Source organism: Salegentibacter sp. UBA1130 (assembly GCF_002311535.1).
Lineage (GTDB): Bacteria > Bacteroidota > Bacteroidia > Flavobacteriales > Flavobacteriaceae > Salegentibacter > Salegentibacter agarivorans.
In genome coordinates, this window is sequence record NZ_DCAP01000009.1 from 15,137 (window position 1) to 28,559 (window position 13,423).

Annotated in this window: 13 protein-coding genes; 9 read left to right on the plus strand and 4 right to left on the minus strand. The window is 36.8% G+C overall.

Translation table 11 applies throughout. The annotated features are described in order from the left end of the window. Positions 1-11: 11 nt before the first annotated feature. Together B4F31_RS03045 and B4F31_RS03050 are read right to left on the minus strand one after the other, a co-directional pair. Entirely contained in the window at positions 12-431 is a 420-nt protein-coding gene (locus tag B4F31_RS03045) for a hypothetical protein (RefSeq protein WP_075327470.1), read from the minus strand. Then, complete coding sequence (locus tag B4F31_RS03050) at positions 431-982, minus strand: hypothetical protein (protein ID WP_075327469.1); 552 nt, start codon at positions 980-982, stop codon at positions 431-433. Before B4F31_RS03050 ends, B4F31_RS03045 begins: the two co-directional genes overlap by 1 nt. Positions 983-1,192: 210 nt before the next feature. Between B4F31_RS03050 and dinB the strand changes: the two genes are divergently transcribed. The 4 genes from dinB (at position 1,193) to B4F31_RS03070 (ending at position 6,110) form a co-directional block, all read left to right on the plus strand. Further along, positions 1,193-2,410 (plus strand): DNA polymerase IV, encoded by a 1,218-nt coding sequence (dinB, locus tag B4F31_RS03055; protein ID WP_075327468.1) that lies wholly within the window; start codon positions 1,193-1,195, stop codon positions 2,408-2,410. Continuing rightward, positions 2,410-5,382, plus strand: a complete 2,973-nt coding sequence (locus B4F31_RS03060) for a DNA polymerase III subunit alpha (RefSeq protein WP_286760567.1) — start codon at positions 2,410-2,412, stop codon at positions 5,380-5,382. The genes dinB and B4F31_RS03060 overlap by 1 nt, the downstream gene beginning before the upstream one ends. Before the next feature lie 125 nt (positions 5,383-5,507). Beyond that, positions 5,508-5,789, plus strand: a complete 282-nt coding sequence (locus tag B4F31_RS03065; protein ID WP_075327467.1) for a type II toxin-antitoxin system RelE/ParE family toxin — start codon at positions 5,508-5,510, stop codon at positions 5,787-5,789. Positions 5,790-5,810: 21 nt separating this feature from the next. Continuing rightward, positions 5,811-6,110, plus strand: coding sequence for a HigA family addiction module antitoxin (locus B4F31_RS03070; RefSeq protein WP_075327466.1), 300 nt, complete (start codon positions 5,811-5,813; stop codon positions 6,108-6,110). A gap of 143 nt (positions 6,111-6,253) precedes the next feature. Here the strand turns inward: B4F31_RS03070 and B4F31_RS03075 are convergent, their stop codons facing one another. Both B4F31_RS03075 and B4F31_RS03080 read right to left on the minus strand, forming a co-directional pair. Then, positions 6,254-7,201, minus strand: coding sequence for a phosphoribosylaminoimidazolesuccinocarboxamide synthase (locus B4F31_RS03075; RefSeq protein WP_093303595.1), 948 nt, complete (start codon positions 7,199-7,201; stop codon positions 6,254-6,256). A gap of 55 nt (positions 7,202-7,256) precedes the next feature. Next, positions 7,257-8,210, minus strand: coding sequence for a PhoH family protein (locus B4F31_RS03080; RefSeq protein WP_075327464.1), 954 nt, complete (start codon positions 8,208-8,210; stop codon positions 7,257-7,259). A gap of 219 nt (positions 8,211-8,429) precedes the next feature. Between B4F31_RS03080 and B4F31_RS03085 the strand changes: the two genes are divergently transcribed. The 5 genes from B4F31_RS03085 to dnaN all read left to right on the plus strand — a co-directional run bounded on the left by B4F31_RS03085 (position 8,430) and on the right by dnaN (position 13,311). Then, complete coding sequence (locus tag B4F31_RS03085; RefSeq protein WP_075327463.1) at positions 8,430-9,269, plus strand: SAM hydrolase/SAM-dependent halogenase family protein; 840 nt, start codon at positions 8,430-8,432, stop codon at positions 9,267-9,269. Further along, the gene (locus tag B4F31_RS03090; protein ID WP_075327462.1) at positions 9,266-9,559 is read left to right on the plus strand and encodes a putative quinol monooxygenase; all 294 of its coding nucleotides are present in this window, start codon (positions 9,266-9,268) and stop codon (positions 9,557-9,559) included. Before B4F31_RS03085 ends, B4F31_RS03090 begins: the two co-directional genes overlap by 4 nt. A 22-nt stretch (positions 9,560-9,581) precedes the next feature. Then, complete coding sequence (gene gldF / locus B4F31_RS03095; RefSeq protein WP_232228854.1) at positions 9,582-10,319, plus strand: gliding motility-associated ABC transporter permease subunit GldF; 738 nt, start codon at positions 9,582-9,584, stop codon at positions 10,317-10,319. 3 nt (positions 10,320-10,322) lie between these two features. After that, positions 10,323-12,002 (plus strand): gliding motility-associated ABC transporter substrate-binding protein GldG, encoded by a 1,680-nt coding sequence (gene gldG / locus B4F31_RS03100; protein ID WP_286760568.1) that lies wholly within the window; start codon positions 10,323-10,325, stop codon positions 12,000-12,002. 190 nt (positions 12,003-12,192) lie between these two features. Further along, positions 12,193-13,311, plus strand: coding sequence for a DNA polymerase III subunit beta (dnaN, locus tag B4F31_RS03105; protein WP_057481476.1), 1,119 nt, complete (start codon positions 12,193-12,195; stop codon positions 13,309-13,311). Positions 13,312-13,423 lie beyond the last annotated feature (112 nt).

A 13,423-nucleotide genomic window follows, 5' to 3' on the forward strand; every position in this document is an offset into this window, starting at 1 on the left:
TGAAGGTTTTTCTAATGTTTTTTAGTCTTCTTCCGCCAGGGTAGTTTCTCACTCTTAGAAACTAAAGCAAGGCTTAATGAAACTAATACAGAAATCGCTGCCGTAGTACCCAAAGCGCCGCCATAACCTTTAAAAAACGGACTCGCATTTAGGTAGATAATAGAAAAGATAAATCCTGAAAAACCTACTAGTAAATAGCTGGGGAGTATTTTTGAAGAAACCATTCCTATAAAAGTAGCGCCAATAAAAACTATAGGGATGTTTTTGGTTAAATATGGATTAAAAATATCAGGAAAAGAATAGAAAAATAAACCCACCAAAAGCGAGAGGCTTGCTGAAGCACGAACAGCACCCTGCCTGTACTTGTTATTCACTACATAAGTTAGAATGGCAGAAATAATTCCGGTGAGAAAAAGAATGCTTATTTCCATTAAAACAGGGTATATAAAATGGCGGAAGTGATGGCAATACTACCAAAAGCGATAGTTCCCAGTTTACCACCAAATCCGTTAAAAATATTTTTAGAAAGAATAAGAATGCTACCTGCGATAATACCGGCCAGTAGAATAAATTTTAAATTGGGCGCTACACTGGCCGAAGTCATTCCCACAAAAGCACCGCAGTAAATAGCGGGTGGTGCTTCTTTTAAAAGATTTGATTTTCTATTTATTGAAGGCACAAAAGAAGCCAGGGTTCCTATAAATCCGGCGGCAAGTACCGGGCCATATTTAAGTTCAATATTTATAAAAAATGTGCTTAGGGCACCGGTCACCGCAAAAAGAATAAGATAAAGATCTTTTATAAAATACCTTTCCTCTTGCCGTGGCGCTTTAAAATAAGCAAGACTTATTAATACCGAAATTATCCCCAAAAATAAAAGTACGAGGGGAGCATTCATCTTATCAAAAAATATAGCGAACAAAAATGCAAACTGCATCATGATTAGAATAAAGAAAGATAATCTTCTGAATATTTTCGTCATACTTCAGGCTTGGTACTTTTAAGTCGGCAAAACTACTAAAACTATAGATTTTAGGTTGTTAGATTTTAATAATAAAAGGGCTTTTATTTTGACTTTTTCAGAATAATCAAGCTGAAAAATTCTTTTCAAAATTTAACGAAGCAGAATAATTTTGAGTTTAAATATTTTATAATTTTGGAAAATATCCTATAAAAAGGAAATAATCCAAAAATGAAAAATAAGTCTATTTTACACCTGGATCTCGATGCATTTTTTGTTTCGGTAGAACGTAAACAAAATTCTGAATTGAATGGTAAACCGCTTATCGTAGGTGGAATGGGAGATCGTGGGGTAGTGGCGGCCTGTAGTTATGAGACGAGAAAATTTGGAGTACACTCGGGGATGGCAATGAAAGTAGCCCGGCAGCTTTGTCCGCAGGCCACCGTAATTAAAGGAAATGCCAGTACTTACACCAAACATTCGAAAGAAGTTACAGAAATTATTAAAAACCAGGTGCCCAGTTTTGAAAAAGCCAGTGTAGATGAGTTTTATGCCGATTTGAGTGGGATGGATAAATTTTTCGGCATCAATCAATTTGCCAGTGAGTTGAGACAGACAATTATAAAGGAAAGCGGCTTGCCAATTTCTTTCGGACTTTCACAAAACAAGGTGGTTTCTAAGATCGCTACGGGAGAAGCCAAACCTAATGCCGAAATTATAATTCCGCATGGAAATGAAAAAATTTTTCTTGCACCCTTAAGTGTAAATAAAATCCCGATGGTTGGTAATAAGACCTTTCAAAAACTACTGAATTTAGGCGTTAGAGAAATAAAAACTATCCAGGAAATGCCAGTGGAAATGTTGGAAAGTGTTTTAGGAAAGGCCGGGCGAACTATCTGGAAGCGTGCTAATGGCCTGGACGATACACCAATTATTCCTTATCACGAAAGAAAGTCTATCTCTACCGAGCGCACTTTTGGCCGCGATACTATAGATATGGTGCGCCTGCACGCCACTTTGGTGGCTATGGCCGAAAGCCTGGCTTACCAGTTACGGCGAGGAAATAAATTAACCAGCGTGGTAAGTGTAAAAATCAGGTATTCCGATTATCAGACGCATTCTAAACAGGTGAAAATCTCCTATACCAGCGCCGATCATATTCTAATTCCTAAAGTTGAAATGCTCTTTAAGCAACTCTATTCCCGCCGGTTGTTGATTCGGTTAATCGGTGTGAAATTCAGCGGACTAGTAGGTGGAAATTACCAGATTAACCTGTTTGATGATTCTGAAGAAATGCTGAATTTATATAATTCTATAGATAAAATTAAAGAGCGTTTTGGAGAACATAGTGTGATGCGCGCGGTCACCATGGGCACAAAAACCATTGGCCGCATGGGAAATCCGTTTAACGGCGAACCGCCAATTGTGCTAGCACATAGAAAACAATAATGATCTATTTAAACTGCCATACCTGGTACTCACTGCGCTACGGGACTTTCTCAGTGGAAAAACTCTGTGAACTCGCCCGGGAATTTAAAGTGGAATCTTTAGCGCTTACCGATATTAATAATACTTCGGCTTGTTTAAATTTTATAAAAATTGCTTCGGAATATGGAATAAAACCAATTGTGGGAATAGATTTTAGAAATGGAGCTGAGCAACAATATGTTGGGGTCGCTAAAAACAATGAAGGTTTTAGGCAGTTAAACGAACATTTATCGCAACAATTTCATCTAAAAAAAGATTTTAAACCTGAAGCGCCCGAATTACCTGATTGTTTTATTATTTATCCTTTTGAAAAAGTATTTGCACACAAAAAGACGAATTTCAGGAAGAATGAATTCATTGGAATTTCTGTGGAAAGTCTGCGGAAGCTTAAATTCTCAAAATACCTTGAATTTAAAGATAAACTGGTATTGCAGCAAAGCGTGAGTTTTAGGAATAAGCGTGATTATAATGCACACCGGTTGTTGCGGGCCATAGATAATAATGTTTTACTTAGCCAGCTTCCTGAAAACGAGCAGGGTTCTTTTTCTCATCAAATGATAGCTTCAGAAATTATCACTTCAGAATTTGAAGATTTCTCCTATATTTTAGAGAACACACACGAATTGGTAAATGCCTGTCGGGTAGATTTCAAATTCGGAAAAACTCAAAATCGAAATTTGTTGGTTTCAGGTGACAGCCCTGAAGCTGATGTTGCCCGGTTAAGAAAACTATGTGATGAAAACCTGCCAAAACGTTATCCAAAGTTAGAACCAGAGGTTTTGGAACGAGTAGAAAAAGAGCTGAATGCCATCATAAAACTCGGCTTTGTTTCCTATTTTTTGATCAATTATGATATTGTAAGTTATGCCCGGTCGCAGAATTTTCCGTTTATAGGGCGGGGAAGTGGTGCCAATTCTATTATTGCTTATATTATTGGAATTACCAATGTAGATCCCGTAGAGCTGGATTTATATTTTGAACGTTTTATTAATGAAAGTCGAAGTTCTCCACCTGATTTTGATATCGATTTCTCCTGGAAAGATCGTAACGAAGTAACTGATTTTATTTTCAAAAAGTACGAGTTCACCGCTTTAATGGGAGCTTATGTAACTTTTAAACGCCGAGCGGTATCCCGGGAATTGGGTAAGGTTTTTGGTTTGCCTAAAGAAAACATAGATAAACTTTCAGCAGGATTTTTTAGTATAAATGAGCTGGATCAATTGGAAAAATTGGTGTTACGTTACAGCGCTTTAATTGAAGGTTTTCCCAATTATTTGAGTGTGCATTCCGGCGGAATTTTAATTCTGAATGACAGCATCTATAATTATGCCGCTACTTTTTTGCCACCCAAAGGTTTTGAAACAATCCAGATAGATATGAATATCGCGGAAGAAGTGGGGATTCATAAATTTGATATTCTTGCCCAACGCGGACTCTCAAAGATCACCGATGCGATTGAAATTATAAGGAAAAATCAACCAAATGCTGAAATTGAGGAGATTGAAAATATTGCTGTTTTTAAGGAAGATCCGGAAATCAATAATTTGCTAAAAACCGGTGATTGTATGGGTGTTTTTTATGTAGAATCTCCTGCAATGCGTGGTCTGCTCACTAAACTACAAACCGATAATTATTTAAATCTGGTAGCCGCGAGTTCTATAATCAGGCCCGGAATTTCCAGTGGTGGGATGAAAGAAGAATATATAAAACGGCATCGCGATCCTAAACGAAGAAAACAAGGCCACCCGGTGATGCTCGAAATTATGGGTGATACTTACGGGATTATGGTCTACCAGGAAGATGTGATGAAAGTAGCTCATAAATTCGCCGGACTTAGTTTTGAAGATGCTGATGTTTTGCGGCGGGGAATGAGTGGAAAAAAAACCTCTAAGGGCCAGATGGAAAGAATTGAAGCTAAATTCAGGGAAAATTGTAAACAAAAAGGCTATAATAAAAAGATTATTGATGAGGTTTGGGAGCAAATTTCTTCTTTTGCCGGTTATGCATTTCCAAAGGGACATTCGGCTTCTTATGCGGTAGAAAGTTACCAAAGTTTGTATTTGAAAAAATATTTTCCGCTAGAATTTATGGTGGCTGCGCTTAATAACGGCGGCGGATTTTATGATGTAGAAACTTATATCCAGGAAATTAGAAAATGCGGCGGGAGAGTGCATCCTCCCTGTATCAATAAAAGCGATCACCCAAATAGTATTTTTGGAAAAGATATTTACCTGGGATTAGGTTATATCAAAGAATTGGAAACTAAAACCGTACAGCAAATCCTGGAAAATCGGCAGTTTTTTGGTGTTTTTAAGTCCTTTGATGATTTTATAGATCGGGTTTCTATTTCAATAGAACAGCTAAGTATTTTACTGAAAATTGATGCTTTTAGATTCACACAAACAGATAAACATCATTTACTATGGAAAGCTCATTTTAAACTGAATGCCTCCAAACCGGTAGCTACACAGGAAAAATTATTTAATACTGCTCACCGGGATTTTGAACTTCCGCAGTTTCAATATTCAGCATTAATAGAAGCTTTTGACCAAATGGAATTGCTGGGTTTTCCGCTTTGTTCACATTTTAAATTGCTTAAAAATCCTATCGAAAAATCGGTAAGAGCAAAAGATTTAAAACATTATGTGGGAAAGGAAGTTTTGATTTATGGTGCCCTGATCACCGCTAAAAAAACTGGAACTTCTAACGGGAAATATATGTATTTCGGGACTTTTTTTGATGCTGAGGGCGATGTTTTCGACACGGTTCAATTTCCTGCTACCGCAGAAAAATATCCGTTGCGCAGCAAAGGAATTTATAAATGCTACGGCAGGGTAAATAACGAATTGGATTATATTTCTATTAGCATACAATGGCTGCAACGCCAGGACACCTTAACTGATCCTCGGTTGGTTGGCTACCAGTTTTCTTAGAGATTAACCTAAACGTCATCCTGAACTTGTTTCAGGATATAAGGAGTTAAGCCACATAATTTTATACTATTTCATATTTCAATTTTACTTATCTTTGACGTTAGTAACGGAAATCGGGATTACTTGTGATAAAATCATTTGCGGACAAAGAAGCTGAAAAAATTTGGAATGGAACTCAATCCAAAAAGCTTCCTGCTAATATTCAAAATGTAGCTCGAAGAAAATTAAGAATGATAAATAATGCTCAAAATATAAATGATTTAAGAATTCCTCCCGCTAATCATTTGGAAAAGTTGAGTGGAAATTTAGAAGGCTTTCATAGCATTAGAATCAATAAGCAATGGAGAATAATTTTTAAATGGGAAAATGACAATGCTCTTGAAATTCAAATTGTTGATTATCATTAGATTTAAAAAGTAAATTGAAAAATGAAAAAGTTAGATAATATACATCCTGGAGAAATTTTAAAAGAGGAATTTTTAGATGCAATGGAAATCAGTGCTTACCGACTTTCTAAAGAAACATTTATTCCGCAGACAAGAATAAGTGAAATCATAAAAAAGAAAAGAAGGATAACTGCTGACACAGCTCTTCGACTTTCTAAATATTTTGGAACAACTGCTAAGTTTTGGTTGGGATTACAAGATGATTATGATTTAGAAGAAGAAAAATCTCTTAAAGGAAAAGAATTTAATAGCATTAAACCGGTAAAAAATAACGCGGCATAACCAGTTATTAAAATAATTGGACTTCACTATGCCTGCATCGCTTAGAATTTATTTCAGCATCTAATATGAATAGAAGAGTTGAGAATTTCCTCTTAATTTAGACCCCGAAATAAATTCGTGATGACGTAAAAAACCAAAAATAGCTACTTCAAATACTCCAGGACATTATTTTCAATACGGGTTTCAATATTGCTGATATCGCTTTTTACAAAAGCTTCCCCGGTGATCTTTTCGTATAATTCTATATACCGTTCAGAAACCGACTCGATATATTCATCGCTCATTTCTGGTAAAATCTGGCCTTCTTTTCCCTGGAAGTTATTTTCAATAAGCCATTGTCTCACAAACTCTTTAGATAATTGTTTTTGCGGCTCATCATTATCCTGTCTTTCCCGGTAACCATCAGCATAAAAATATCGAGAAGAATCGGGAGTATGAATTTCATCTATTAAAACAATTTCCCCATCAGCATTTTTACCAAATTCATATTTGGTATCAACTAAAATTAATCCTCTTCTTGCTGCAATTTCAGTTCCGCGTTTAAAAAGATTTCGCGTGTATTTCTCAAGGATTTCGTAATCTTCTTTAGAAACAATAGCACGTTTTAGAATTTCTTCTTTAGAAATATCTTCGTCGTGATCGCCCTGTTCCGCTTTGGTTGCAGGAGTAATAATTGGCTCCGGGAATTTATCATTTTCCTTCATTCCGTTAGGCATTTCTACCCCACATAGCATACGTTTCCCGGCTTTGTATTCCCGGGCAGCGTGGCCCGCAAGATAACCGCGAATTACCATTTCAATTTTAAAAGGCTCGCAGGCCTGGCCAACCGCAACATTAGGATCTGGAGTCGCCTCCAGCCAGTTGGGCACAAGATCGCGTGTGGCTTCCATCATTTTTGTAGCAATTTGATTAAGGATCTGGCCTTTGTAAGGAATGCCCTTTGGCATTACCACATCAAAAGCCGAAAGCCTATCGGTAGCCACAATTACAAGTTTATTATTTTTTAAAGTATAAACATCCCGCACTTTGCCTTTGTAAACATCGGTTTGGCCGGGAAAATTGAAATCGGTTTTTATAATGGTATTATTCATTAGAATCTATTCTGAATTTTGGAAACTGAATTTTATAAAAAATTGAAATAGGATTTTACTCTGTATGTTCAATTTCTTTATAGGCTGAAATTATTTTTTTCACGAGTCGGTGGCGAATTACATCTTTATCGTCAAGGTAAATTATCCCTACACCTTTTACTTCTTTAAGCACGAGCAACGCTTCTTTTAGACCTGAAATCACCCTGCGAGGTAAATCTATTTGCCCGGGATCTCCGGTGATCATAAACTTGGCACTTTTACCCATTCGGGTAAGAAACATTTTCATTTGCGCGTGGGTGGTATTTTGCGCTTCATCCAAAATCACAAAGGCATTATCTAAGGTTCGGCCACGCATAAATGCAAGTGGTGCAATTTGAATCACTCCTTTTTCTATAAATGAATCAAGCCTTTCCTGCGGAATCATATCCCGAAGCGCATCATAAAGCGGCTGCATGTAAGGATCTAATTTTTCCTTTAAATCCCCGGGAAGAAATCCCAGGTTTTCACCAGCTTCAACCGCGGGACGGGTAAGAATAATTCTGCGAACTTGTTTTTCTTTTAATGCTTTTACGGCAAGCGCAACGCCTGTGTATGTTTTTCCGGTTCCTGCAGGACCAATGGCAAAAACCATATCGTTTTTACGCATTAGCTCAACCAGCTTTCTTTGGTTTGCGGTTTGGGCTTTTACCAATCGGCCGCCCACCCCGTGAACCAATACTTCGCCGCTTTCGTCTGAAGTTTGATAATCTGAACTTTTCTCGCTGGTAAGCACCCTTTCAATCACATTTTCGTCCAGTTTATTATACTTTCCGAAGTGCTCCATTAGCATTGTGATGCGTTCATCAAATTCTTCCAGCATTTCCTCGTCTCCAAAAACCTTAATTTTATTTCCGCGGGCTACAATTTTTAGCTTTGGAAAGTATTCTTTAAGAAGTTCAATATTCTCGTTTTGTTGCCCAAAAAATTCGCGGGGATTAATCTCAGAAAGTTCAATTACAATTTCGTTCAAAGGCTTATGGTTTTAGTTGAAAAACAATATCAAAATATTTTTATTTATAGTTATTCTTTATTTGTTGCTACTAAGTTTTAATGCTAATTTTGGCAGTTAGAAGATAGGTTGAAATACCTAACTTTCTTTTTCAAAAAAACCAATAAACTTAACTTCGCTTACTATACAAACTTACATAAAATAAGCGCTTACAAGTTAAAAAAATATTAACAATCACCTATGGCTATCATTACTTTAACCACCGATTTTGGCGAGAAAGATTACTTTGTGGGAGCGGTTAAGGGAGCTATTTACAGCGAATTAAAAGAAGTTAGAATTGTTGATATTTCACATTCAGTTTCCCCGTTTCATATTAGTGAAGCGGCCTACATTATAAAAAACGCTTATAATAGTTTCCCTAAAGGTAGTATTCATATAATTGGGATCGATTCAGAATTTACACCAGAAAATAAACACCTGGCTGTTTTACTGGACGATCACTATTTTATTTGTGCCAATAACGGGATTTTATCTTTGCTGGCTTCAGAAATTAAACCTGAGAAAGTTGTGGAAATTAATATTCACGATGCTATAGAAACCAATTTCCCGGTTTTAGATGTGTTTGTAAAAGTAGCCTGTCATTTAGCTCGTGGAGGAACGCTGGAAGTAATTGGAAAAAATATTAGTGAGATAAAATACCTAAAACAGTTTGAACCTGCTATTAATTCTGAAAAAAACCAGATTGTTGGTCACGTTTTATATATTGATAATTATGGAAATGTAGTTACTAATATTAGTCGGAAGCTTTTTGACCACGTAGGCAAAGGAAGAAATTACTTAATTAGTGCCAGAATGGTCACTTTTCCAAAAATTTATGAAGCATATTCTGATTGGATTAATTTTGAAGTGGAAAAAGAGAATCGGGGAGAAGAAGATGGCAAAAAACTTGCGCTATTTAATTCGGCCGGGTATATAGAACTGGCAATTTATAAAAGTAATCCTTCTACGGTAGGCAGCGCGTCTACACTTTTTGGACTGGAACACCGCGATACGGTAACTATTAAATTTGAAGAGAAATGATACACAGAATTGTGAAAATGGAATTTGATCCCGAAAAAATTGAAGAATTCCTTTCTAATTTTGAACAAAACAAAAAGAAAATAAGAGAATTTGGCGGTTGTTATAAACTGGAATTATTACGGGACCAGGACAATACAAACATCTTTTTTACGTATAGTTACTGGGTAGATGAGCTCTCTTTAGAACGTTACCGAAATTCAGAATTATTTAAAGATGTTTGGGCAAAAACTAAGGTACTTTTTAATGCCAAACCAATGGCCTGGAGCACCAATATTATAAGTAGCCAATAATTAAATTAGAATCATATTGCCAATGCTGGCCATTTTAAACAAAGAAATAAACTCTTTTTTTTCATCACCAATCGGTTACCTGGTCATTGGAATCTTTTTGGTGGTTTGTGGTTTGTTCTTATTTGTTTTTACCGGAGATTACAATATCCTGGATAATGGATTTGCCGATGTAAAACCATTCTTTAATCTTGCCCCCTGGATCTTCATTTTTCTTATTCCCGCAATTACCATGAAGAGTTTTTCTGAAGAGAAAAGACAGGGCACTATGGAATTGCTGCTAACTCGCCCCATTGGTTTTACACAACTTGTTTTAGGAAAATATTTTGGCGCTTTAATCCTGGTGATTTTAGCTATTTTGCCCAGTATTTTATATGTAATTACTATTCATCAACTGGGAAGTCCGGTGGGAAATTTTGATCTTGGTGCAACTCTTGGATCTTATTTAGGCTTAATTTTTCTTGGAGGCTGTTATACTGCTATTGGAATTTTTGCTTCTTCACTTTCTCAAAATCAGATCATCGCATTTATTATCGCGGTTTTTCTATGTTTTCTAAGTTATTTCGCTTTTGAAGGTTTGGGAGATTTAGACCTATTTGGAAGTACTAATTATGGCGCAGAATACCTTGGGATCAGCTTTCATTATCAAAGTATAAGCAGAGGTGTGATAGATACCCGGGATATTATTTATTTTCTAAGTTTTATAATTTTCTTTTTAAAACTTACGCAGTTAAGGTTAATATCAATTCAGAAAAAATCTTAGGCTTTGAAACACCAAAACACCTATAAAAACGTTTTTCTGTGGCTTGTTGCACTTGTAGCGATAAACCTGCTAGCGGCCAACTTTTTTGAGCGCATAGACCTTACTCGAGACCAACGTTATACACTGTCTCCTGCGGCAATGGAAATCGTTTCAGATGCTGATTCGCCCATTGTTATAGAAGTCTTTTTAGAAGGAAAATTCCCATCAGAGTTTAGAAGGCTTCGGAATGAAACCAGGCAAATGCTGGAAGAGTTTTCAGCTTATAACAGTAATATAAAATTCACTTTTACCAATCCCTTAGAAGAAAGTAAGGATGCTGAAGCTACGGCGCAGGAATTTTATCAGCAGGGAATGCCGCCGGCAAGGGTGAGTGTTCAGGAAAACGGTAAGAGTTCTGAAGCTTTGGTTTTTCCTTGGGCTGTGGCCAGACTTGGCGATAAAGAAGTGCAAATTCCTTTATTAAAAAATAAACTGGGCGCTACCGATGAGGAACGGGTTTCAAGCTCGGTACAGCAGTTGGAATATGCTATTGCCAATGCATTGAATAAATTAGTTTATCCGCGGAAAAAGAAAGTCGCGGTAATGCGTGGAAACGGAGAATTGCCCGATGCACAAATAGCTAGTTTTATAAAGACGCTGCAGGAATATTATTTTATGGCGCCGTTTACTTTAGATTCGGCGGCTGTAAATCCTCAAAAAACGCTTCAGCAATTAAAAGGCTACGATTTGATTATCGAGGCAAAACCTACCGAGGCCTTTACCGAAAATGAAAAGTATATTTTAGATCAATATACAATGAATGGTGGTAAATCACTTTGGCTTACCGAAGCCGTTGCCATGGAAACCGATAGTTTGTTGAATCCTTCAGGCAGAGCTTTTGCTTTACCTCGTGATCTTAATTTAGGCGATTTTTTCTTTTCCTACGGAATTAGAATCAACCCGGTTTTGATCAATGATATTTATTCAGCGCCCATTATTTTGGCCTCAGGAGAGGGAAATAATACTCGGTTCAACCCGTATCCCTGGTTTTACAGTCCGTTAACCACTTCGCCCAACGATCACCCTATTATTAATAATATTGAAGCAGTGAAATTTGAATATGCCAATCAAATTGATACGCTTCAGAATAAGCTTGAAAAAACAATTTTATTAAGCAGTTCTCCACAAACCAGGGTAGAAGGTACGCCGCGGGAAATTAGCCTCGAGATGGTAAGCCAGGAACCGGATATGGCTTCCTATAAAGATGGCGAGCAACCACTGGCAGTTTTATTGGAAGGAGAATTTACTTCGGTCTATAAGAACAGGATCAAGCCATTTGAAATTAAAAATCCTTTAGACCAAAGTGAAGAAACAAAAATGCTGGTAATATCTGATGGAGATGTTATTAAAAATGAAGTACAGCGAGGTAAACCCCTGGAACTTGGGCTTGAACGCTACACGGGAAATACCTACGGAAACAAAGAATTTTTGCTGAATGCCGTAAATTATATGCTGGATGACAGCGGACTTATAGATATTCGCAGCAAGGAAATAAATATCGCATTCCTGGACGATCAAAGAACTGCTGATGAACGCGAAAAATGGCAGGTGATTAATATTATTCTTCCTTTAATTATCCTGGGACTTTTCGCTTTCGGATTTAATTATTTCAGAAAAAAGAAATACCTGAAATACCTTTCTTAGACTTCAATTTTCAGGAAATAAAATCAACATATTAACAATCTTAAAAAGATTATAGGTTGTAAGTATCTGTTTTTTAATTGTTTACTACATATTTTTTTGTTTTTGATGTTAATAAAAACTCGTCGACACAAGCTTTATTTTTAACAGATTAAAATATATTTGTAATGATTTCTAATTAATCACAAAGCCGATGAAATTTATTGTATCCAGCAGTTATTTGCTGAAACAGCTTCAGATATTGGGTGGGGTTATTAACAACACCAACACCCTTCCAATTTTAGACAACTTTTTATTCGATCTTAAGCAGGACGAGCTTACGGTTTCTGCCTCAGATCTTGAAACTACAATGTCTGCTAAACTTAAGGTAGAATCAGATTCCGAAGGAAAAATAGCGGTTCCTGCAAAATTGCTTTTAGATACGCTAAAAACTTTCCCGGAGCAACCCTTAACTTTTGTTGCTGAAGATAACAACACTATAGAATTAAGCTCTAATCACGGTAAATACGCGCTTGCCTATGCCGATGGTGAGGAATTTCCAAATCCTGTGGAATTGGAAGATCCTAGCAGCACCGTTTTAGAAGGTGATATTTTAGCTACCGCGATTAGCAAAACCATTTTTGCTTCAGGAAACGACGATCTTCGCCCGGTAATGAGTGGGGTTTTCTTTCAATTTACAACAGAAGGTTTGACTTTTGTAGCAACTGACGCGCATAAATTGGTGAAATATCAGCGTGAAGACGTTACGGCTTCCCAGGCTTCAGACTTTATTATGCCGAAAAAGCCACTAAACCTTTTAAAAGGAATTCTAGCCGGTAGCGAAAGTGAAGTGCTTATAGAATACAACGATTCTAATGCGAAATTCACTTTTGATGATACGCAATTAGTTTGTCGTTTAATAGACGGGAAATACCCTAATTACGAAGCGGTAATTCCGAAAGAAAATCCGAATAAATTAACCATAGAGCGCAACCAGTTTTTGAGTTCGGTTCGTAGGGTTTCTATTTTCTCTAATAAAACTACGCACCAGGTGAGATTAAAAATTGCCGGTGCCGAATTAAATATTTCTGCAGAAGACGTAGATTACAGTAATAAGGCGGAAGAGCGTTTAACCTGTTCTTACCAGGGAGACGATATGCAAATTGGTTTCAACTCTCGTTTTCTGACAGAAATGTTGAATAATTTAACTTCAGATGAAGTTCAACTGGAAATGAGTCTGCCTAATCGTGCAGGAATTTTAACTCCTGTAGATGGTTTAGACCCTGGAGAAAAAATTACCATGCTGGTTATGCCGGTGATGCTTAATAATTAAGCCCCCTGGCCCCCGAAGGGGAGATTCAACATAAAAACCTAGCTAGCTTAAAGAAATCAAACCTCACAGGTTTTCAAAACCTGTGAGGTTTTTTATTGTGTGCCGTGCATGG